This is a genomic window from Dyella silvatica (assembly GCF_026283955.1).
In the GTDB taxonomy this organism is placed as follows: domain Bacteria; phylum Pseudomonadota; class Gammaproteobacteria; order Xanthomonadales; family Rhodanobacteraceae; genus Dyella_C; species Dyella_C silvatica.
The window spans coordinates 1-24,722 of sequence record NZ_JAPDPE010000080.1 but is presented as its reverse complement, the minus strand read 5'-3'; the positions used below and the strand labels follow the sequence as shown (position 1 = coordinate 24,722).

At 65.0% G+C, this 24,722-nt stretch carries 2 protein-coding genes; both read right to left on the bottom strand.

What is annotated here, in order from left to right; translation table 11 throughout:
- On the bottom strand, positions 1–1,430 hold a 1,430-nt coding region (locus OUZ52_RS15455; protein ID WP_266159411.1), incomplete at its 3' end, for a condensation domain-containing protein.
- A complete protein-coding gene (locus OUZ52_RS15450; protein WP_266159409.1) occupies positions 1,411–24,720 on the bottom strand; it encodes a non-ribosomal peptide synthase/polyketide synthase in 23,310 nt (7,769 codons plus the stop codon). The genes OUZ52_RS15455 and OUZ52_RS15450, both read right to left, overlap by 20 nt.
- Positions 24,721–24,722 lie beyond the last annotated feature (2 nt).

Sequence of the window (24,722 nt, the reverse complement as noted above, 5' to 3'; positions counted from 1 at the left end):
GCGGCGACGGCATGCGGTGTACGCGTCACTTGCTGTTCGAACAGCAGCGGCAGCGGCAGCACCGGCACTTCACGCGCGGTGGCGTTCCACTCGCGCAGCTGTTGGTGTTCGGCGGCTTCGAGCAGGTCGAGGCAGCCGGCTGTTTGCTCCAGGTCGCCGGCAAAGGCTTCCAGAATGCGCACATAGCGCTCGCCGATGCGGCGTATCTGCGCGGCCGAGAATACGTCGGGGCGATAACCGAAGCCGAGGTGGATCTGCGTGCCCGGCCCGACCACCATGCTTAGCGGATAGTGCGAGGTGTCGCCACCGCAATGGCTGTGGATGCTGATCTGCAGCTCGTCGTGGCTGTCGCCGCCGTCATCCGCGCCGGCCGGGTAATTTTCGAACACCACCTGGGTATCGAATAATTCGTGTTCGACGCCGGTCAGCTGCTGGATCTCGCTCAGGCTGACGTGCTGGTATTCCAGCAATGCCGACTGTTGTTCCTGCAAGCGAGTCAGCAACTGACGCAACGACTCGTCCGCGCGCAGATGCAGCCGCACCGGCACGGTATTGATCAGCAGGCCAAGCATCTGCTCGACCCCCGGTAGCTCGGGCGGTCGGCCGGACACCGTGGCGCCGAACACGACATCGTCGCGTCCGCACAAATGGCCGATCAGCATCGCCCAGGAGGCCTGGATCAAGGTGTTCAAGGTGACGCCGACGGCACGCCCTTGTTGCACCAGGCGGGTGCTCAGCTCCGCCGAAAGCAGATGCGTCTGGGTGGCTGCCGCGGCCGTCGAGGTGGACACCTCGGCCACGCGGGTCGGCTGCTCCACCCCGGCCAGCGCCTTGCGCCAGGCATTCAAGGCGGCATGCTTGTCGCGCGATTCCAGCCAGCGCAGATAGTCGCGATATGGCGTGACCCGCGCGAGGGCGGCGTCGCGACCGCTGCTGCGGTACAGCGCCAGGAACTCGCGCAGAAAGATGGTCATCGACCAGCCGTCCAGCAAGATATGGTGATGGGTAAAAATCAGCCGATAGTGCTGCCGATCCATCCGCACCAGGGTGAAGCGCAGCAGCGGCGCTTGGCTCAGGTCAAAGCGTTTTTGCTGATCGGCCTGCAATAGTTCTTCATAAGCGGCTTCGCGCTCGGCCGCGGGCTTGGCGGACAAGTCGACCTCGTCCCAGGGCAGCTCCACGGTGCGCAGAATCAACTGCACCGGCTCCTTGACCTTTTGATGCACGAAGGCGGCGCGCAGGTTGGCGTGACGCTGCAGTATCGCTTTCGCCGCCTGATGCAGCGCGGCCGCATTCAAGGGGCCTTCGAAGGCCACCACCATCTGCACCACGTAACTGTCCTGCACCTGCTTGTCGTACAGGGCATGAAACAGGAAGCCATGTTGTAGCGGCGACAGCGGCAGCAAATCTTCAATCTGAGGCTTTTGCATACAACGACTCCAGGAATTCAATGTCGGTTTGGTCGAGTGCGACCATGGGTACGTCGGAAGGGGTGAGCGCGACGCTGTCAGAAGCGGCGGCGAAGTCGGCGATATGGCGCAAGGCCTTGAACCAGGACTCGGCCAGATCGCGCACCTCGGCGTCATCCAGCAACTCGCCGGCCCATAGCCAGTGCGCGGTCAGGCGCGGCCCATCCGGTCCGTCTTCGGTGATGGCATTCAGATCCAGCACGTGCGGCAGCGACTGGCCACCGGCGGCGCCGCCGCCCATCGACGGGGTGTCGGCGGCGGCTTGCCAATAAGCCGTCTTGACGTCCTTGGCGCTGCCGAAGCGGCCCAGATAGTTGAAGCCGATCTGTACGGCCGGTGCGGCCTGCAACGCGGCGCGGCCGGGCTTGCTCAGGTAACGCAGCAAGCCATAGCCGATGCCGCGATCCGGCAGCTGCCGCAATTGCTCCTTGACCAGCTTGAGTGCCTGCTCCATCACGCCGTGATCGCGCATGGCCTGTGCCGGGTCCAGGCTGGACAGATCCAGTTGCAGCGGGAACAGACTGGTGAACCAGCCGACCGTGCGGCTGAGGTCGGCGCCATCGACGATGTCTTCGCGGCCATGGCCTTCCAGTTCAAAGCGCACGTTGCGCAGGCGGCTCACGCCACGCCGTTCGCGCCAACCGATCAGCGCCAGGGCGAAGGCGGTCAGCAGCACATCGTTGATGCCGCCGTGAATACGCTCAGGCGCCTGGGTCAGCAGATAGCGCGTGGTTTGCACGTCCAGGGTCAGGCTTAATTGCTGTTTGCTGGCGAAGGTGTCGCGCGCAGGGTCGAACGGACGCCGGCCCAGCAACGGGTCGTCGCCCTGGAACATGGACTGCCACAGCGGCAATTCGGCCGCGCGCTGTTCGGCCGCCGCAGGCAATTGCATGGCCCAGTGGCGCAGCGGCGTGGCCACCGGTTCCAGCTCCACCTTGCGGCCGCTACTGGCGGCCTCCCAGGCGGCCTGCAAATCCGGCACCAGGATGCGCCAGGACACACCGTCCACCGCCAAGTGATGAACCAACAGCAGCAGTCGTGAATCCTCACCGCCATCGAACCACAGCACCTGCAGCATGCGGCCCTCGCGCAGATGCAGCTGTGCCTGGGCGAACAGCAGCTGTTCGCGCATGCAGGCATGGCGTTGTTCTAGCGTGAGGTCGCGGATGTCGTGGCGGGTGACCAGGCCGTCGGCGCGAACGCTGCCGGGCTGGGCAATCGACAGCTGTCGCTGTTCGGGCGTGCTGTCTTCCACGCGCAGGCGCAGCGCATCGTGGTGATCGAGCAGCGCCTGCACCGCGGTGACCAGATCGGCATGCTTGAGCGCGGGCACCTGCAACAACATCGACTGATGGAATACATCCAGCGGCCCATGCTGGTCGAGGAACCAGTGCACGATAGGCGTCGCCGGCAAACTGCCGGTCGATACGTCGGCCGTGCGCTGCACTGCCGCCTGCTGCACCGGCACCGCGATGGCGGCCAGCGCCTCGACGCTGGGATGCTGGAACACGTCGCGCACGGCGATCGCCAAGCCTTGTTTGTTGGCCCGGCTGGCCAGCTGGATCGAGCTGATGCTGTCGCCACCCAACGCGAAGAAGCTGTCGTCGATGCCGACCTGTTGCAGATGCAAGACATCGGCGAACAGCTTGCAGAGGATTTCTTCCTGCGCATTGCGCGGCCCACGCTTGCTGGTGATGTTGAAGTCCGGTGCGGGCAGGGCCTTGCGATCCAGTTTGCCGTTGGTGGTCAGCGGCAAGGCCGCCAGTGCGACAAAGGCGGCCGGCACCATATAGTCGGGCAGGCGCTTGGCCAGTTCGCTGCGTAGCATCGCGCTGTCGATCTGCTCGGCGACTAGGTAGGCCACCAGCTGTTTCTGGCCGGCCTGATCCTCGCGCGCAATCACCGCGTTGCCGGGATGCCCGAGCTGAGCCAGCGCCGCTTCGATTTCACCCAGTTCGATACGGTAGCCGCGCAGCTTGACCTGATGATCGATACGACCCAGGTATTCCAGCTGGCCATCGGCACGCCAACGCGCCAGGTCGCCGGAGCGGTACATGCGTGCGCCCGGCACAAACGGACTGGCGACGAAGCGTTCGGCGGTCAGCGCGGCACGGTTCAGATAACCCCGGGCCAGACCTTCGCCGGCGATATACAGCTCGCCGGCCACGCCGGTCGGTTGCGGCCGCAGCTGCGCATCGAGCACATACAGCTGGGTGTTCCAGATCGGCTGGCCGATGGCCACGCTGCTGGCCGCGCGCATATCGTCACGAATATCCAGCGTGCAGCAGCCGACCGTCGCTTCGGTCGGGCCGTACTCGTTGATCAGCCGAACCTCGGGATGGTGTTGCTGCCAGTAGGCGAGGTCGCTGGGGACCAGGGCTTCGCCACCCAGCAAGAGCGCTTTCGCCGGGGCGCTGGCATTGGGGTTCGCTTCCAGGTTCGCGTTAAGCAGTTTCAGATGCGCAGGCGTGAGCTTGAGTAGCTCATAACCACCCTGCGGTTGTTCGGCAAGCAAGCTGGAGAAGTCGCCGTCCAGCGTGGTCAAGGTTAGCGGTTGGCCAGCCAGTAGCGGACCAAACAACACGGTAACGCTGCCGTCGAAGGTGGCGGACAAGGTGGTCGCCGAGCCATGGCCGTGGCCGTTGAAGTAAGCGTGGCCGCTCCAGGCAAAGTAATGCGCCACCGAGTGATGGCTGACGACGACACCTTTGGGCTTGCCGGTGGAGCCGGAGGTGTAGATGACATAGGCCGGGTGGCGCAGATTAAGCGGCTGTCGGCGGTCGGTATCGGTCGGGTTGTGCGTGGGTGCCTGGGCCAGGTGTGCAAGCGTGGACTCATCGTCCAGCGAAAGCCGGGGAGCATCTGCGGGCAAGATGGCGATATCGCGGTGCGTGATCACCCGCACCGGCTTGGCATCCTCGATCATCAGCGCCAGCCGCTCGGCCGGATAGCCGAGATCCAGCGGCAGATACGCGGCGCCGGCCTTGACCGTGGCCAGCAGCGCGACGATCAAATCCAGCGAAGCCGGCAGCGCAATCGCCACCACCGACTCGGGGCCGGCACCCTCGGCAATCAGTCGGTGCGCCAGTTGGTTGGCACGTTGATTGAGTTGTTTGAAGTCGAGGCGTTGATCGCCATCGATGGCTGCGATCGCCGTTGGCGTTTTCTCCACCTGCGCCTCGAACAGCGAAGGTAGTGTGGCCTCGACGATGGACTGCTCGGTGGCATTCCAGTCGTGCAGCAGCTGCTGCCGTTCCGCCTCATCCATCAGCTCGATGCGGCTAATCGGCTGGCTGGCGTCCTCGGCCATCGCCCGCAGCACCCGCTTAAAACGCTGCGCGAACGACAACGCCGTCGCGTCATCGAACAGGTCAGTGGCGTATTCGATAAAGCCCTGCAAGCCGGCTGGACGGCCATCGTCCTGCTCGTATTCGGCCCATTCAAAACTAAGATCGAACTTGGCTGTGGGCATTTCGAAGCGTTGTTCGCTGCAGTGCACGCCCGGCAGCTGCGGCGGCTCGCCGCCGGCCTTTTGCAAGACCAGCATCACCTGATACAGCGGATGATGCGACAGCGAGCGGGTCGGGCGCAGTGCCTCGACCAGCTGCTCGAACGGCAGATGCTGATGCTCGTAGGCGGCCAGATCGCTTTGCCGTACCCGGGCCAGCAGTTCGTCAACGCGCGGGTTGCCCGAGGTATCGGCGCGCAACACCAGCGTATTGAGGAAGAAACCGATCAGCCCATCCAGCGCCGGATCGCCACGACCGGCAACCGAGCTGCCGATGGGGATATCCGTGCCGGCACCGAGACGGGTCAGCAAGGTAGCCAAGGCTGCATGTAGCAGCATGAATAAGGTGCAGTCGTGCTGTTGCGCCAAGGCAACTAGACGGCCATGCAGGTCGGCATCGATGCTGACGCGACGATGCTGGCCGCGATAACTCATCGCCGAGGGGCGTGGCCGATCGTGCGGCAGGCTTAACTGCTCCGGCAACTCAGCCAGGGCCTGACGCCAATAAGCCAGCTCGCGGGCATGCAGGCTTTGCGCATCGGCAGGGTCGCCAAGCAGTGCTTGCTGCCACAAGGTGTAATCGGCGTATTGCAGCGGCAGCGGCGACCAGTCCGGTGCGCGATCCTCACGTCGGGCGGCATAGGCATGGGACAGGTCGCGAATCAGCGGTGCCAGCGAGGCACCGTCACCGGCAATGTGATGCAACAACAGCAGCAGTACGTGATGCTCATCGCCGAGGCGGAACAAGGCGGCGCGCAGCGGCAACTCATGGCTCAGGTCGAAGGCATGCATCAGCGCCGCATCGAGCGCGGCTTGCAGCTCAACCTCTTCGACGTCGACGACGGAGAGCTCAAGCTCGGCTTGTGCCAATACCTGCTGATAGGCGTTATCGGCGGCCGGGAAAATCGTGCGCAGGCTTTCGTGACGCTGGATCAGATCGTTCAATGCTCCCTGCAAGGCCGGCACCGACAACGGTCCTTCCAGCCGGGTCGCCAGCGGGATGTTATAGGTCGCGCTAGGCCCTTCGAACTGATGCATAAACCACAGCCGGCGCTGGGCATAAGACAACGGCAGGCGCTCGGGGCGCGGCATGGTCTGCAGCGCGGGACGAACCGATACCGTTGCTTTCAACTTAAGCGCCAGGGCGGCGACGGTGCGCGCATCGAACACCTCGCGAATGCTCACCTCGGCCTGCAGCTCGGCACGGATACGCGCGATCAGGCGGATCGCCAGCAAGGAATGGCCGCCCAGCTCGAAGAAGTTATCGTCGATGCCGACACGCTCCAGGCCCAGCACTTCGGCGAACAGCGCGGCCAGGGCGGATTCCTGTGGCGTGCGTGGCGCGCGCTGGCTTGCCGGTTGGAAATCCGGCGCGGGCAAGGCACGCTGGTCGAGTTTGCCGTTAGGCGTAAGCGGCAACGCCTCGATGGCGACAATGGCCGCCGGCACCATGTAGTCGGGCAGGCGCTGAGCCATGGCGGCGCGCAATGCGGCGGCGTCGACTTCCGGCGCCACCACATAAGCCACTAGTTGCTTCAGGCCGGGGCGATCTTCGCGCGCCACGACTGCATGGCGCGCATGGCCAAGCGCGGCCAGCACCGCTTCGATTTCGCCCAGCTCGATACGGAAGCCACGGATTTTCACTTGCTGATCGACGCGGCCCAGGTAATCGAGCTGGCCGTCGGCGCGCCAACGCACCAGGTCGCCGCTGCGGTACATGCGTTCGCCCGTTGCGAACGGGTTGGCGACAAAACGTTCGGCACTGAGCGCGGCACGACGCAGATAGCCGCGCGCCAGGCCCGGCCCGGACAGATACAGCTCGCCGGATACGTTGGCCGGCACCGGTTGCAGGTACGGGTCGAGCACGTACAGGCGCACATTGCCGACGGGACGGCCGATCGGTGGCGCGCCAGCGGCGGCCAGCGGGTCGCTAATCGTTGCGCAGATGGTCGCTTCGGTGGGGCCGTAGGCGTTAACCATGCTGCGCGCCTGCGACCACGCCGCGACGGTCGGCGCCGAGCAGGCTTCGCCACCGACCACCAGGGTTTGCAAGGTATCGACCTGGGCGGCATCCATGCTCGACAAGGCACTGGGTGGAATCAACGCATGGGTGACGCCGAAACGATGCAGTGCCTGCGCCAGTTCATCGCCAAGCAGCACGCCGGGTCGCGGCAACACCAGGGCCGCGCCGGCGGCGAAGGCCATCAGCATTTCCATGCTGGCCGCATCGAAACTCAGCGAGGCAAACTGCAGCACGCGACTTTGCGCGCTCAGGCCGAAACGGCTGATTTGCGTCTGCGCCAGGCTGGGAATGCCCGCGTGCGTCACCATCACGCCCTTGGGTCGTCCGGTGGTGCCGGAGGTGTAGATCACATAGGCCGGATGCTGCGGCGACAGCGCGCGCCTGCGCTGTGCGTCGGGGGGGTTTTCATGCGAGCCGGGTTGGTCGTAGGTGAGGATTTCGGCAAGCGCTTCGTCCATCCACAGGGCGTGCGGATAGTCCGGTAGCCGGTCGGCCGCCGCACTGTTGCTGATCAATAGCTGCGGGCGCGCATCCTGCAGCATGAAGCTCAGGCGATCGAGCGGATAGTCGGGGTCCAGCGGCAAATAGGCGGCGCCGGCTTTGAGAATCGCCAGCAAGGCGATCACCATGTCCGGCGAGCGCGGCAGCGCCACGGCGACCAGATCCTCCGGGCCGATGCCCAGGGCGATCAATCGATGTGCCAGCACATTGGCGCGCAGATTGAGCTGCGCATAGCTGAGGTGGTGTTGCTCGCCGATCAGCGCCGGTGCGTCGGGCGTGGCCAGTGCATGCTGTTCGAACCACTGCGGGAACAGCCGGTCAGGCAGTGCCAGCGCGCTTTGATTGAGCTCGTGCGTCAACTGTCTCCGTTCGCGCGCATCCAGCAGATCGATAGCGAAAATGCTTTGCTGCGGATCGAGCGCTACCGCCTCCAGCAGGCGCTGGAAGCGTTCGAGCAGCAGGCCGATGCTGTGTTCGTCGAACAGGTCGGTGGCGTACTCCAGGACGCCGTGCAAGCCATCGGCCTGGCCGTCGTCGCGCCAGCGTTCCAGCAGCGCCAGGTTGAGGTCGAACTTGGCGATGGTCAGGTCGAGCTCGACCGGCCGATGCTGCAATCCTGGCATTTCCAGTTCGGCGCGGTCGGTGTTCTGCAAGGCCAGCGCCACCTGGAACAAGGGGTGGTAGGCCAGCGAGCGCGCCGGATTAAGCGCCTCGACCAATCGCTCAAACGGCAGGTCTTGATGCTCGTAGGCGGCGAGGTCGACCGCACGCACGCGCGCCAGCAAGTCGGCAAAGCTGGGGTTGCCCGAGGTATCGGTACGCAAGACCAGCGTATTGACGAAGAAGCCGACCTGATCCTCAAGCACAGCATCGGTGCGGCCGGCGATCGGGCTGCCGATGGGAATATCGGTGCCGGCACCCAGACGCGTCAGCAAGGTGGCCAGCGCCGCTTGCAACAGCATGAACATGGTCACGCCCTGGCGGCGCGCCAGGGCAAGCAGGCGTCCATGCAGATCGGCATCGAAGGCGATGGCATGCGAGGCGCCGCGATAACTGGCTTCGTTCGGACGAGCACGATCGGCCGGCAGGCTTAGCTGGTCGGGCAGGTCGGCCAGGGCCAGGCGCCAATAATCGAGTTGCCGCGCCAGCGGGCTATCGGGGTGGTCTTCCTCGCCGAGCCAGTGACGTTGCCAGACGGCGTAGTCCACATACTGCACCGGCAGCGGCAGGAACGCCGGTGCGCACCCTTGGCGGCGGGCGGCGTAGGCAAGGCTGAAATCGCGTGCCAGCGGCGCCATCGATGCGCCGTCGCCGGCGATGTGATGCAACACCAGCAGCAAGATGTGCCGGTCAGGGCCGAGCCGGAACAACTGGGCGCGCAGCGGCAGTTCGCGGTCCAGGGCGAAGGTCTGGGCGATGGCGTTGTGCACATCCTCCAGCCACGATGCGTCGGTGCTGTCCTGGATCTGCAAGGCCAGGCTGACGCCGTCGCGAATATGCTGCACGGGCGTGCCATGGCTGGCATCGAAGACAGTGCGCAGGCTTTCATGGCGCTGCAATACATCGTTAAGCGCATCCTGCAGCGAGGGCACATCCAGATGGCCGTCCAAATGCATGGCCATCGGAATATGGTAGGCGGCGCTAGTGTCATTGAACTGCTGCAAGAACCACAGGCGTTGCTGCGCATACGACAACGGCAGCGAGCTGGGCCGGGGCAGCGCCGCCAGTGTCGGGCGTGCGGCGGTGCTTTCGTCCATGCGCTGGGCCAGCGCGGCCACGGTGGGCGCTTCGAACAAGTGACGTATCGGTGTTTCCTTGCCGAAGGTCGCGCGAATACGGCTGACCAATCGGGTTGCCAATAACGAGTGGCCGCCAAGCAGGAAGAAGTTGTCGTCGATGCCGACGCGTTCCAGCTTCAATACCTCGGCGAACAATCGGCTTAATAATTCCTCCCTGGGCGTGCGTGGCAGGCGGGTGCTGAGCGGGGCGAAATCCGGTTCGGGCAGGGCGCGGCGATCAAGCTTGCCGTTCGGGGTGAGCGGCAGCATGGGTATCGCCACGAAGGCCGCCGGCACCATGTAGTCGGGCAGGCTGGCAAGCAATGCTTCGCGCAGCCTCAAGGCATCCACCGAGGTCGCCACCAGATAGGCGACGAGTTGCGCCTGGCCGGTGTGGTCCTGGCGCGCCAGCACGGCGTTCTGCGGAAAGCCCGCCTGGGCCAGCGCGGTTTCGACTTCGCCCAGCTCGATACGAAAGCCGCGAATCTTTACCTGATGATCGATACGGCCGAGATACTCAAGTTCGCCATCGCGACGCCAGCGCACCAGATCGCCGGTGCGATACATGCGCTCGCCAGTGGCCAGCGGATGTGCGACGAAACGTTCGGCGGTGAGCCCGGGTCGGTGCAGATAACCCTGGGCCAGACAGGCGCCAGCGACATACAGTTCACCTGGCACTCCGGCCGGTACCGCTTGCAAGTGCTCATCGAGCACATACAGCCGGGTGTTCCAGATCGGCTGGCCGATCGGCACCTGGTCGCCGCTGTTCCAGGCCTGGGCGTCCTGCGCCAGCACATGCGCGGTGACGACATGGGTTTCGGTCGGGCCGTAGTGATTGTGCAGGCGGCGGCCTGATCCGTGATCGCGCCAAGCGCGCAGGGACGGGCTCAGATTAAGCGCTTCGCCAGCCTGTACCAGGGTGGTCAGTGCCGGCAGCTGGCGATCTTGCTCCAGCGCTGCGCTACACATGGCGTCGAGCACCAGATTCGGCGCGTACAACTCACTGACTTCGTAGTGTTCCAGCCATGCGGCCAGTTGCGCCGGATCGCGCTGCGTGTCTCGGCGCGGAATCGCCAGGGTCTTGCCGCTGGCCAGGGTCGAGAAAATTTCCTGCGCCGATACGTCGAAGCTCAGTGCGGTGAACTGCGCCACCACCGCGCCTGCCGCGTCGGGCAGGCTGGCGTGATGCCAGTCGAGCAAGTTGACCAGGGCCTGATGCGGCAAGGCCACGCCCTTGGGTTTTCCGGTAGAGCCGGAGGTGTAGATGACGTAGGCCGGATGCAGCGTATGCAGCGGCTGCCGGCGTTCGTTATTGGTGGGATTGCCGGACGCTGCGTTTGACAAGGCCGTGCGCAGCTCTTGCTGATCCAGCCACAAGCTTTCGCCGGCATGAGCGGGCAACAGGGCGGCGGTTGCACGGTCGCTGAGCAACAGCCTCGGCTGCGCGTCGGCCAACATATACGCCAGTCGCTCGGCCGGGTAATCCGGGTCCAGCGGCAGGTAGGCCGCGCCGGCTTTCAGCACGGCCAGCAGCGCGACCACCATCTCGATCGAGCGCGGCAGGGCCAGCGCCACCAGGTCGCCAGGACCCACGCCGCGCGCCATCAGGGTGTGAGCGAGGCGATTGCTCTGTTGATTGAGTTCGGCATAACTGCAGCTTTGTTGCTCGAAGCGCAGCGCGATATGTGCCGGGCTGCGTTCGACCTGGGCCTCGAACAATTCGGCCAGATGGTTGGCCGACAAGGCCTGGTTGCTGGCATTAAGCCCGACGAGCAGGCTTTGGCGTTCCGCGGATTCAAGCAGGTCGATACGGCTGATCGGTTGCAGCGCATCGACGGTGACTGCCTGCAGCAGGCGCAGATAGCGTTGCACGAAGGTCTGCGCGGTCTCGGCATCGAATAGGTCGCTGGCGTACTCCAGCGTGCCGTGCAAGCCTGCCGCGCGACCGTCGGCGTGATAGGTCTCGGTCAGGCCCAGGTTGAGATCGAACTTGGCCAGGCCGGGCGAGCAATCGATCGATTGCCAATGCAGGCCCGGCAGATTCAATTCGGCCTGTTGATTGTTTTGCAGCACCAGCATGACCTGGAACAGCGGGTGATGGGCCAGCGAGCGATTCGGATTAAGCGCTTCGATCAGTTGTTCGAACGGCAGATCCTGATGCTCGTAGGCCGCCAGGTTCGAGGCGCGCACCCGCTGCAGCAGCTCGGCAAAGCTGGGCTGGCCGGAGGTGTCGGTACGCAGCACCAGGGTATTGGTGAAGAAGCCGACCAGCTCCTCCATCGCCGCATCGGTGCGTCCGGCGATCGGGCTGCCGATGGCGATGTCGGTGCCGGCGCCGAGCCGGCTCAGCAAGCTGGCCAGCGCCGCCTGCAGCAACATGAAAAGACTGACTTGATGCTGTTGCGCCAAGGCCATCAGGCGCGCATGCAGTTCGGCGTCAATCTGCAACGGCGACCGTTGGCCGCGATAGCTGGCCTGCGCCGGGCGTGGCCGGTCGCCGAGTAGCGGCAGGCATTCGGGCAGGCCGGCCAGGGTTTGCTGCCAATACGTCAGTTGGCGATGGAGCAGCCGGGATGGACGGTCTTCATCGCCCAGCAAGGCCCGCTGCCACAAGGTGTAGTCGGCGTATTGCACCGGCAGTGGCGCCCAGTTCGGCGCATCGCCTTGCAGGCGCGCGGCATAGGCGGCGCCCAGATCCCGCGCCAGCGGTGCCAGTGAGCTGGCGTCACCGGCAATATGGTGCAGCAGCAGGAACAGCACATGCTCGTGCTCGCTGAGGCGGAACAAGCGCACTTGCAGCGATATCTCGCCGGCCAGATCAAAGCTGTAGCGCGCGGCCGTATCCAATACTTGTTGCAGCGAGGCCGCATCGACTCGCTCGATTTGCCACGGCAGCAACACCTGGTCGGCGGCAAGAATATGTTGCAACGGCCCGCCGTCGCTTTCGACGAAGATCGTGCGCAGACTCTCGTGGCGGCCGATCACATCGTGCAGGGCCAGCCGCAACGCCTCGCTATCGAGCGTGCCGGTCAGGCGCAGTGGCAGCGGGATGTTGTAGACGCCGTCTTGCTGCTCCAGTTGCTGGATAAACCATAACCGGCGCTGGGCATAGGACAGCGGCAGTGCCGCCGGACGCGGCTGTTCCAGCAGCGGCGGCCGCTGCGCCGGCTGTGCCAGTCGCGACGACAGCTCTTCCACGGTGGGGCATTCGAACAGGCTGCGGATCGATACCTCTACCCCGAGGCGGGCGCGGATACGGCTGACCAGCTGGGTGGCCAGCAGCGAATGGCCGCCGAGGACGAAGAAGTTATCGTCGATACCGACGTGCTCGATGCCCAGCACCTCGCCGAACAACCTGCACAACAACGCCTCTTGCTGATTGCGCGGTTCGCGACCGCGGCCGGCGGCAAAGTCGGGGGCTGGCAACGCTTTGCGGTCGAGCTTGCCATTGGGGGTCAACGGCAAGGCATCGAGCCTGACAAAGGCGTTGGGCAGCATGTACTCGGGCAGCTGTTTGCTCAGTTGCCGCCGCAGCGCTACCGGCTCGATGGATGATGTGCCGGCGAGGTAGGCGACCAGCAGCTGCTGGCCTGGCTGGTCTTCCCGCAGCAGTACGGCATTGCGGGTATGGCCGAGTTGCGCCAGTGCGGTCTCGATCTCGCCGAGTTCGATGCGGAAGCCGTGCAGCTTGACCTGGCTGTCCACACGGCCAAGGCAATCCAGGCGGCCGTCGCTACGCCAACGCGCCAGGTCGCCGCTGCGATACATGCGTTGGCCAGGTTCGAATGGGTTGGCGACAAAGCGCTCGGCGGTCAGTGCGAAGCGACCGAGATAGCCGCGAGCCAGGCCGTCGCCGGCGATATACAGCTCGCCGGCTACGCCTGCCGGCACCGGTTGCAGGCGGGCGTCGAGCACGTAGACGCGGGTGTTGTCCAGCGGGCGGCCGATGCTTATGTCACCGTCGACGTCGACGCGGTCGAGCAGCGACCAGACGGTGGTTTCGGTGGGGCCGTACATATTCCATAGCGACCCGGCCTTGGTGGCCATATAAATGGCCAAATCTTTCGGCATGGCCTCACCGCCGCAAAGCAGGCGCAGTGATGCTGAGGCTTGCCAGCCGTAGCTGCGCAGCATTTGCCAGGTAGCCGGGGTGGCCTGGATCAGGTCCGGCGATACGCGCTCGATGTGTGCGGCCAGTGCTTCGGCATCGCTGGTCACCTCGCGGTTCGCCAGATGGATGCAGGCGCCTTGCCACAGCGGCAGGTACAGCTCCAGGCCGGCGATGTCGAAGGAGACTGGAGTGAGTGCAAGCAGGCGCTCGCCTGCCGCCAGGCCGGGGCGTTGCGCCATCGCGCCGAGGAAGTTGGCCAGCGCGCGGTGTTCGATGGTCACCCCCTTGGGGCGGCCGGTGGAGCCGGAGGTATAGATCACATAGGCCGGATGCTCCGGCCGCAGCGGTTTGTGGCGATGCTCGTCACGCGGATCGTGGCTCGCTGCCTGCGCCAGGCGCTCACGCACGCCGGCTGCGTCGAGGCTTAGTACCGGGCCGCCATACTGAAGTTTTCCAGCCAGCGTTTCGCAGGTCAGCAGCGCCGTCGGCTGGGCATCGGCCAGCATGAAGGCCAGACGCTCGCTGGGATAATCGGGGTCCAGCGGCAAATAGGCGGCGCCGGCCTTGAGTACGGCCAATAGCGCGACCAGCAGTTGCGCCGAGCGCGGCAGCGCAATCGCCACGCGCTGCTCGGCACCGATGCCCATGCCGATCAGCGTATGCGCCAGGCGGTTGGCGGCGGCATTGAGTTCGGCGTAGCCAAGCTCGCCATGTTCGTGCACCAGGGCGATTGCATGCGGGGTTTGTAAGGCCTGGTGCTGCAAGCGCAGCGGCAACAACGCGGGCGCCTGTGTTTGTGCGGTGGCATTCCAGTCGAGCAGCAGGCGTTGCCGCTCGTCGGTGTCGAGCAGGGGCAGCTCGGCAACCGTCAGCGCGAGATTCTCGGCGACCGCTTCGAGCAGGCGCAGCAATCGTTGCGCCAGGGTTTCGACGCTGGCTGCGTCGAATAAGTCGGTGGCGTATTCGAGTCGGCCGCGCAAACCGTTCGGGCGGCCTTCGGCGTCGCGCTGTTCGACCCAGTCGAAGCTGAGGTCGAACTTCGCATGATCGAGATCCAGCGATTGCGCCTGCGTTTCGATGCCGGGCAGGCGCAGCGACGAGGGCAGCTCGTTGTGCAAGGCCAGCAAGATCTGGAACAGCGGATGATGCGACAGCGAACGCGCCGGGTTGAGCGCATCGACCAATTGCTCGAAGGGCAGGTCCTGGTGTTCGAAAGCGGCCAGGTCGGTGTCGCGTACCCGTGCCAACAGGGTCTCGAAACTGGGGTTGCCCGAGGTGTCGGTGCGCAGCACCAGGGTATTGATGAACAGGCCGATCAACGGTTCCAGCGCGTGGTCGCCACGCCCCGCCACCGGGCTGCCGAAGACCACATCGTCGCCAGCGCCCAGGCGGCTGAGCAAGGCTGCGGTGGCCGCCTGCAACAGCATGAACAGGCTGGCTTGGCGGGCGCCGGCTTGTTCTAGCAGGCGCCGATGCAAGGCTGCTGGCACGCTTAGCGTGACCCCGTTGCCACGGTAACTGGCCACGGCGGGGCGCGGATGATCGGTCGGCAAGGCGAGTTGTTCGGGCAGCTCGGCCAGCTGCTGTTTCCAGTAAGCCAGCTGACGCGCGGCGTGGCTGGCTGGGTCACGCTCATCGCCCAGTAATTGCCGTTGCCACAAGGTGTAGTCGGCGTACTGCAGCGGCAGCGGCGACCATGCCGGCGCCAGGCCGGCGTGGCGTGCGGCATAGGCCTGGGTCAAATCATCCAGCAACGGCGTCAGCGATACGCCATCGGCGGCGATGTGATGCAGCAGCAATAGCAAGGCGTAGTCGTTCGCTTGCTCCAGTTGGAACAGGCTGGCCCGCAGCGGCAATTCGCTGGCGATGTCGAAGGCATGGCTGGCCGCCATGCGCAGGTCGCTCGACAGCTTGCTGGCATTCGTGTCCAGCTGTTGCCAGACCAGCGTGGCCTGCTCGGCCGCTACGATCTGCTGCAGCGGCTCATCGCGACTGGGGAACACCGTGCGCAGGCTTTCATGTCGCGCAAGCAGGTCGCCCAGTGCCGCCTGCAAGGCGGCGATGTCCAGCTCGCCGTGCAAACGCAAGGCGATGGGAATGTTATAGGTGGCGTTCGGGCCTTCCAGCTGATGCAAGAACCACAGCCGGCGCTGCGCAAATGACAACGGCAACGCCGGTGGGCGCGGCATGGCCAGCAGTGGCGGTCGCTGTGCATGGCCGGTATCGAGCCGCAATGCCAGTGTCGCTACCGTGGATGCCTCGAATACCGCGCGAATCGGCAGTTCCAGTTGCATGCGTGCACGGATCAGGCCCATCAGGCGCGCGGCCAGCAAGGAATGGCCGCCCAGCGCAAAGAAGCTGTCGTCGATACCGACTTGCGCCACGCCCAGCACCTTGGCGAACAGCTCGCACAGCTGTGCCTCGCGCGAGTTGCGCGGTGCGCGGTAGCTGGTCGGGGCGAAGTCGGGCGCCGGCAATGCCTTGCGGTCCAGCTTGCCGCTGAGGCTGAGTGGCAGGCTGTCGAGCACGACCAAGGCGGCGGGGACCATGTACTCAGGCAGCTGGCTTGCCAGCTGCGCGCGCAACGCTTCGATATCCGGCGTGCTGCCCGTGGCCGCGACCAGATACGCCACCAGCTGGGTCTGACCCTGGCGGTCCGGGCGGGCGATGACCGCATGACGCGGATAGCCGGCGCGGGCCATCGCGGTTTCGATTTCGCCCAGTTCGATGCGCAGGCCGCGCAGTTTGATCTGGTGATCGGTGCGGCCCAGATATTCCAATTGGCCGTCTTCACGCCAGCGGGCAAGATCGCCGCTGCGATACATCCGCGCACCCGGTTCGAACGGATTCGCCACGAAGCGCTCGGCGCTCAGGCCCGGTCGATGCAGATAGCCGCGGGCGAGTCCGTGGCCGGCCAGGTACAGTTCGCCTGGCATGCAGGCGGGTAGTGGGCGCAAGGCGGCGTCGAGCACGTACAGGCGGGTGTTCCAGATCGGCGCGCCGATCGGCACGCTGACGCCGCTTTCGTCTGCGCGGCACGTCCAGGCGGTGACGTCGACGGCGGCTTCGGTGGGACCATAGAGGTTGTGCAGCGGACGGTTCAAGACCTCGCGTGCACGGTCGCGCAAGGTGCCGGGCAAAGCCTCGCCGCTGCAGATGACGCGGCGCAGGCTGCTGCAGCCCGCGCTGGCCGGCTCGTCCAGAAAAGCCTCCAGCATGGACGGCACGAAATGCACGGTGGTGATGTGCTGTTGCTGGATCAGCTCGGCCAGATAGCGTGGGTCGCGATGCCCCTCCGGCTTGGCCAGCACCAGTCGTGCGCCTTGCAGCAGCGGCCAGAAGAACTCCCACACCGAGACGTCGAAGCTGGATGGGGTTTTCTGCAGTACCGCATCGTCCGTGCCGAGCTGATAGGCATGCTGCATCCAGCTGAGGCGATTGACGATGCCGTGATGCGTGTTCGGCACGCCCTTGGGTTTGCCGGTGGAGCCGGAGGTGTAAATCACATAGGCCGGATGCAGCAGCTGCAGCGGTCGACGGCGCTCGGCATCGCTGGGATTGTGTGCCGGCATGCGCTGCCACTGGGCGAGCGTGTCGGCGTTGTCCAGCAGCCATAGCGGTGCGGTGTCGGGCAGGGCCTTGGCGATATCGCTGCGACTGAGCACGCGGGTGGGGCGCGCATCCTCAAGCATATAGGCCAGGCGCTCGACCGGGTAATCGGTATCCAGCGGCAGATAGGCGGCGCCGGCCTTGAGCACGGCGAGCAGGGCGACGATCAAATCCAGCGAGCGCGGCAGGGCGACCGCGACGATGCTTTCCGGCCCGGTGCCGGCCGCGATCAAGGCATGGGCGAGACGGTTGGCGCGCTGGTTGAGTTCGCTGTAGCTGAGTTGCTGCGATTCGAATATCGCGGCGACGGCAGCGGGAGTGCGTTGCACCTGCTGCTCGAACAGCGTGGGCAGGGTGGTGGCGGGAACCGCATGGGTGGTGGCGTTCCATGCATGCCACTGTTCGTGCTCGGCCGGGCTGAGCAGGTCGAGGCGTGTCATCGGCTGCGACAGGTCGCTGGCCAGGGCTTCGAGCATGCGCTCGTAGCGTTCGGCGATGCGCTGGATCTGCGCCAGCGGAAACACATCAGGGCGATAGCCAAGACGCAGGTTGAGACATTCGCCGGGCACGAACACCAGGCTTAGCGGATAGTGCGAAATGTCGCCGCCGTGATGGCCGGCGATGGCAACGCTTAGCCCCTGTTGTTGGTCGAATATGCGTCGGTCGGATGGATCGAACGGATAGTTTTCGAATACCAGCAAGCTATCGAACAGCTCGCGCTGGCCGCTTAGTTGCAGGATTTCGGTAAGGCCGAGATGCTGTGCGCGGATCAGCGTCGACTGGGTGTCTTGCAGCTGAGCCAGCAAGCTGCCGAGACTTTGCCGGTGATCGATGCGCAGGCGTAGCGGCACCGTGTTGATAAACAGCCCGACCATACGCTCGATGCCGCTTAGCTCCGGCGGACGTCCCGATACGGTGATGCCGAAGCAGACGTCGTCGCGGCCGGTGGCCTGGCTCAGCAGCAACGCCCAGGCGCCTTGCAGCAAGGTATTCAGCGTCAGTCCGTGCCGGCGCGCCTGTGCCTCCAGTGCATGGCTCAGGCTGGCCGGGAAATCGTGGCGATGCACCAAGGGCATGGCGGGGGCGGCAGGCGCCTGGGTCGCCAGCAGGCAGGGTTGATCCATGCCATCCAGTGCTTGCCGCCACAGCGAGCGCATCTCCTCGCGATCTTGCGCGGCGAGCCAGCTTAGATAGTCGCGATAAGGGCGTACATAAGGCAGCGCGTGATCGCCGCCGGCGTGATAAATGGCAAACAGCTCGGGCAGCAGGATCGGCATCGACCAGCCGTCGAGCAGCACATGATGATGGGTGAATATCAGCTGGTAGCGTTGCGGCGAAAGGCGAATCAACGTGAAGCGCAGCGATAGCTCGGCGGGATCGAAACGGCGTTGCGCGTCATCCTGCAACAGCTGCCGCAAGGCCATATCGCGTTCAGCCATGGGCAACGCGGCAAGGTCGTGGTATTGCCAGCTATTGGGCAGCTTGCGCGGTATCAGTTGCAGCGCTTGCTGGCTGTCGGCCTGATGCACGAACGCCGCGCACAAGTGCGGGTGGCGTGCCAGCAAGGTGTGCACGGCGGCTTCCAGCGCATCGGCCTGCCAAGGCCCTTCCAGCGCGAATACCATCTGGGTGAGATAGGCATCTGCCGCGCTGTGATCATAAAGCGCGTGGAACAGCAGGCCTTCCTGCAACGGCGACAACGGCAGCACGTCAGCCAGCGGGCGGGCACGTTCCAGTTGCTCGATGGCCGGCTGATCCAGCGTCACCAGCGGCAGGTCGGAGGGGCTCAGGCCACCGGCATTCGGCTGTGCGGCATGCAGTACCAAGGCGTCGAGCCAGGCAAACCATTGGCGGCCTAGATCCTCGATCTCATCGGCATCGAACAATTGGCCGGCGTAGCTCCATTCGGCACCGAGCTCGGGGCCGCTGTCGCGATCCAGCACGATGGCGTTGAGGGTGATGGCGTGCGACAGCGAACGGTCGGCATCATCGCCGCCACCGAGCGCATCCAGGCCGGTCTCGCCGGAGATGGCGAAACGTCCCAGATAATTGAAGGCGATTTGTGGCGCCGGATGCTGCCCCAGGATGGCGCGGCCGGCATCATCCAGATGACGCAGCAAGCCGTAGCCCAGGCCGTGATCGGGAATCGCGTGCAATTGCTCTTTGATGCGCTTGAGCGAGCGGCCGAGATCGGCGCCGCCGCGAAGGGCCTGAGCCAGATCGATCGAGCCGGGATCGAGCGCGACCGGATACAGGCTGGTGAACCAGCCGACGCTGCGCGACAGGTCGACGCCGTCGAACAGATCTTCGCGGCCGTGGCCTTCCAGCTCAAAGCGCACGGCCAGCCCGGCATCGGCGCTGCGCTGTTTGCGCCATGTCGCCACGGCCAGGGTGAAGGCGGTCAACAGCACATCGTTGATGGTGGCGTGAAACGCGGTCGGAACATCGCTTAGCAGTCGGGCGCTGATGTCGCCGGGCAGATAGAGGCGTAGCTGGCGTTGCGTGCGCACGGTGTCGCGGCTGCGGTCGAGTGCGCGTTGGCCGAGCAGGGGGTCGGCTGTTTCGGCGATCGCGTTCCAGTGTTCGAGCTCGCGTTGGCGTCGTGGCGTGCGCGCATCTTGCTGTAGCAGTTGCGCCCATCGGCGCAACGAGGTGCCCGGTGGATCGAATGCCGGTTTCTGTCCGTTCGCGACCGCGGCCCAGGCCAGCTGCAAATCGGGCAGCAAGATACGCCAGGACACGCCGTCGACGGCAAGATGGTGAATGATCAGCAGCAAGCGGCCGGGCTGCTCCGTGCCGGCATCGCCCCACAGGGCTTGCAGCAAGACGCCGCCATGCGGGTCGAGCCGCGCCAGCGCCGTGGCCGCGGCATGTTCGAGTTGATGGTCGGCTTGGCTGGCATCGCGCAGGTCGATGCGAGTAAGGCAGGATGCGGCGGTTACCGATCCTGTGGGCTGAATCGTCGCGAAGGTCTGGCCGTCTTGCTGGGTCAGCCGCATACGCAGTGCGTCGTGTCGGTCGAGCAGTGCTTGCAAGGCATCGAGCATCAGCGGCTGCGTCATGCCTGCGGGCACGCTCACCTGCTGCGACTGATGTAGCCGCGCCAGCGAGCCGCCATGCTCGACAAAGCCCTGCATGATCGGCAGCAGCGGCATCTGGCCAATCGCATCGTCGACGGCTTGTGTCGGCGCTGCATCCTGGGTCGCCGCAGTGGCGGCCAGCGCTTCGATCTTGGGGTGCTTGAAGACATCGCGCGGCGCGATCAGCAGGCCGCGCTTGCGTGCGCGGCTGACCAGGCGGATGGCGCTGATGCTGTCGCCGCCGAGCTCGAAGAAGCTATCGTCGATGCCGACCTGCGGCAGGTTAAGCACCTCGGTGAAGAGTTCGCAGAGAATTTCTTCCTGCGCGTTACGCGGCCCACGCTTGCTGGTGGTGTTGAAGTCCGGAGCGGGCAGTGCCTTGCGATCCAGTTTGCCGTTGGTGGTCAGCGGCAAGGCCGTCAACGCGACAAAGGCGGCCGGCACCATGTAGTCGGGCAGGCGCGTGGCCAACTCGCTACGTAGCATCGCGCTGTCGATCTGCTCGGCGACCAGATAGGCCACCAACTGCTTCTGTCCGGCCTGATCCTCGCGTGCGATCACCGCGTTGCCGGCATGCCCAAGCTGGGCCAGCGCCGCTTCGATTTCACCCAGTTCGATACGGTAGCCGCGCAGTTTGACCTGATGATCGATGCGGCCCAAGTACTCCAACTGGCCATCGGCACGCCAACGGGCCAGATCACCCGAGCGGTACATCCGCGCACCCGGCGTAAACGGACTGGCGACGAAGCGTTCGGCGGTCAGCGCGGCCCGATGCAAATACCCACGGGCCAGACCGTCGCCGGCGATATACAGCTCACCGGCGACGCCGATGGGTTGCGGCTGTAGCTGCGCATCGAGCACATACAGCTGGGTATTCCAGATCGGCTGGCCGATGGCCACGCTGCTGGCCGCGCGCATATCGTCACGGATATCCAGCGTGCAGCAGCCAACCGTGGCTTCGGTCGGGCCGTACTCGTTAATCAGCCGAACCTCGGGATGGTGTTGCTGCCAGTAGGCCAGATCAGCGGGGACCAGAGCCTCGCCACCCAGCAAGAGCGCTTTCGCCGGAGCGCTCGCGTTCGGGTTCGCTTCCAGATTCGCGTTAAGCAGTTTTAGATGCGCGGGCGTGAGCTTGAGTAGCTCATAACCACCCTGTGGCTGCTCGGCAAGCAAGCTGGAGAAGTCGCCATCGAGCGTGGTCAGGGTGAGCGGCTGGCCGGCCAGTAGCGGACCAAACAACACGGTGACGCTGCCGTCGAAGGTGGCGGACAAGGTGGTCGCCGAGCCATGGCCGTGGCCGTTGAAGTAAGCGTGGCCGCTCCAGGCAAAGTAATGCGCCACCGAGTGATGGGTAACGACGACACCTTTGGGCTTGCCGGTGGAGCCGGAGGTGTAGATGACGTAGGCCGGGTGGCGCAGATGGAGCGGGCACAGGCGCTCGGTATCGGTCGGGTTGTGTGCCGGTGCTTGGGCAAGCTGTTCTTGCACGTCGGCCTGATCGAGCAGGCACAGCGATGCTGTCGCAGGAAGCTGTGCGGCAAACGCGCTGCGCGTGATCACACGCACCGGCCTGGCATCCTCGATCATCAGCGCCAGCCGCTCAGCCGGATAGCCCAGATCCAGCGGCAGATACGCCGCGCCGGCCTTGACCGTGGCCAGCAGCGCGACAATTAAATCCAGCGAAGCCGGCAGCGCAATCGCCACCACCGACTCGGGGCCGGCACCCTCGGCAATCAACCGGTGCGCCAGTTGGTTGGCACGTTGATTGAGTTGTTCGAAGTCGAGGCGTTGATCGCCATCGATGGCCGCGATCGCCGTTGGCGTTTTCTCCACCTGCGCCTCGAATAGCGAAGGTAGTGTGGCCTCGACGATGGCTTGCTCGGTGGCATTCCAGTCGTGCAGCAGCTGCCGTTCCGGCGCATCCATCAGCTCGATGCGGCTAATCGGCTGGCTGGCATCCTCGGCCATCGCCCGCAGTACCCGCTCAAAACGCTGCGCGAACGACAACGCCGTCGCGTCATCGAACAGGTCGGTGGCGTATTCGATAAAGCCCTGCAAGCCGGCTGGACGGCCATCGTCCTGTTCGTACTCGGCCCATTCAAAACTGAGATCGAACTTGGCCGTGGGCATCTCGAAGCGCTGTTCGCTGCAGTGCACGCCCGGCAGCTGCGGCGGTTCGCCGCCGGCCTTTTGCAAGACCAGCATCACCTGATACAGCGGGTGATGCGACAGCGAACGCGTGGGGCGCAGTGCCTCGACCAATTGCTCGAACGGCAGATGCTGATGCTCGTAGGCGGCCAGATCGCTTTGCCGTACCCGGGCCAGCAGTTCGTCCACGCGCGGGTTGCCCGAGGTGTCGGCGCGCAACACCAGCGTATTGAGGAAGAAACCGATCAGCCCATCCAGCGCCGGATCGCCACGACCGGCAACCGAGCTGCCGATGGGGATATCCGTACCCGCACCCAGGCGGGTCAGCAAGGTGGCCAAGGCTGCATGTAGCAGCATGAATAAGGTGCAGTCGTGCTGCTGCGCCAAGCTAACTAGACGGCCATGCAGCTCGGCATCGATGCTGACGCGACGATGCTGGCCGCGATAACTCATCGCCGACGGCCGTGGCCGGTCGTGCGGCAGGCTTAACTGCTCCGGCAACTCAGCCAGGGCCTGACGCCAATAAGCCAGCTCACGGGCGTGCAGGCTTTGCGCATCGGCGGGGTCGCCAAGCAGCGCTTGCTGCCACAAGGTGTAATCAGCGTACTGCAGCGGCAGGGGCGACCAGTCCGGTGCGCGATCCTCACGTCGGGCGGCATAGGCATGGGACAGATCGCGAATCAGCGGTGCCAGCGAGGCGCCGTCACCGGCAATGTGATGCAACAACAGCAGCAGTACGTGATGCTCATCGCCGAGGCGGAACAAGGCGGCGCGCAGCGGCAACTCATGGCTCAGGTCGAAGGCATGCATCAGCGCCGCATCGAGCGCGGCTTGCAGTTGCGCTTCTTCGACCTCGACGACGGCTAGCTCAAGCTCGGCCTGTGCCAGCACCTGCTGATAGGCGTTATCGGCGGCCGGGAAAATCGTGCGCAGGCTTTCGTGACGCTGGATCAGATCATTCAATGCATCCTGCAAGGCTGGCACCGACAACGGTCCTTCCAGCCGGGTCGCCAGTGGGATGTTATAGGTCGCGCTAGGCCCTTCGAACTGATGCATAAACCACAGCCGGCGCTGGGCATAAGACAGCGGCAGACGCTCGGGGCGCGGCATGGTCTGCAGCGCGGGTCGGGTGCTCGGCGTCGTGCGCAGCTTAAGCACCAGGGCGGCGACGGTGCGCGCATCGAACACCTCGCGAATGCTCACCTCGGCCTGCAGCTCGGCACGGATACGCGCGATCAGGCGGATCGCCAGCAAGGAATGGCCGCCCAGCTCGAAGAAGTTATCGTCGATGCCGACACGCTCCAGGCCCAGCACTTCGGCGAACAGCGCGGCCAGGGTGGATTCCTGTGGCGTGCGTGGCTCGCGTTGCGATATCGGCTGGAAGTTCGGCGCGGGTAGCGCCTTGCGATCGAGTTTGCCGTTGGGGTTTAACGGCAGTGCATCGAGCACGACGAAGGCCGCCGGCAGCATATAGTCGGGCAGCCGCTGGCTGAGTTGCTGGCGAAGGTTTGCGACATCAATGGCGCTCGCCACCACATAGGCCACCAATTGTTTCTGGCCGCTGTGATCCTCGCGTGCAACGACGACGTTCTGGCTCAAACCCTGTTGCGCCAGCGCGGCTTCGATCTCGCCCAGTTCGATGCGCAGGCCGCGAATCTTTACTTGATGATCGGTGCGGCCCAGATACTCCAGTTGCCCGTCGGCACGCCAGCGGGCCAGGTCGCCAGTGCGGTACATGCGCTGGCTGGGTGTGAATGGATTGGCGACGAAACGCTCGGCGGTCAGCGCCGGGCGTTGCAGATAGCCGCGGGCCAGGCCGGTGCCGGCCAGATACAGCTCGCCGGGTACGCCGGCCGGCACCGGTTGCAAGGCGTTATCGAGCACATAGGTCTGGGTGTTCCAGATCGGTGCGCCGATCGGTACGGCGCTGCCGCTGGTTTCTTCGCGGCAGGTCCATGCGGTTACGTCGATGGCCGCTTCGGTAGGGCCGTATAAATTGTGCAGCGGGCGATCCAGGGTCTGCCGCAACCGTTCGCGCAAGGCGCCTGATAGCGCCTCGCCGCTGCATACGATGTGCCGCACGCTGACGCATGCCGCGCTGCCCGGCTCATGCAGAAAGGCCTCCAGCATCGATGGCACGAAGTGCAGGGTGGTCACGCCGTGTTGCTGGATCAGCGCGGCGAGATATGCCGGGTCGCGATGGCCGCCAGGCTTGGCCAATACCATGCGCGCGCCGTGCAATAGCGGCCAGAAGAACTCCCACACCGATACGTCAAAGCTGAAAGGCGTCTTCTGCAACACCACGTCGTCGGCCCGCAAGGCGTAGGCATGTTGCATCCAGGCCAGGCGATTGATCAGGCCGGCATGGGTATTGGGCGCGCCCTTGGGTTTGCCGGTGGAGCCGGAGGTGTAAATGACGTAGGCCGGATGCAGCGGTGCCAGTGCGTGGTGGCGCTGTGCGTCGTTGGGGTTGTCGGTTGGGGCGACGAGCAATG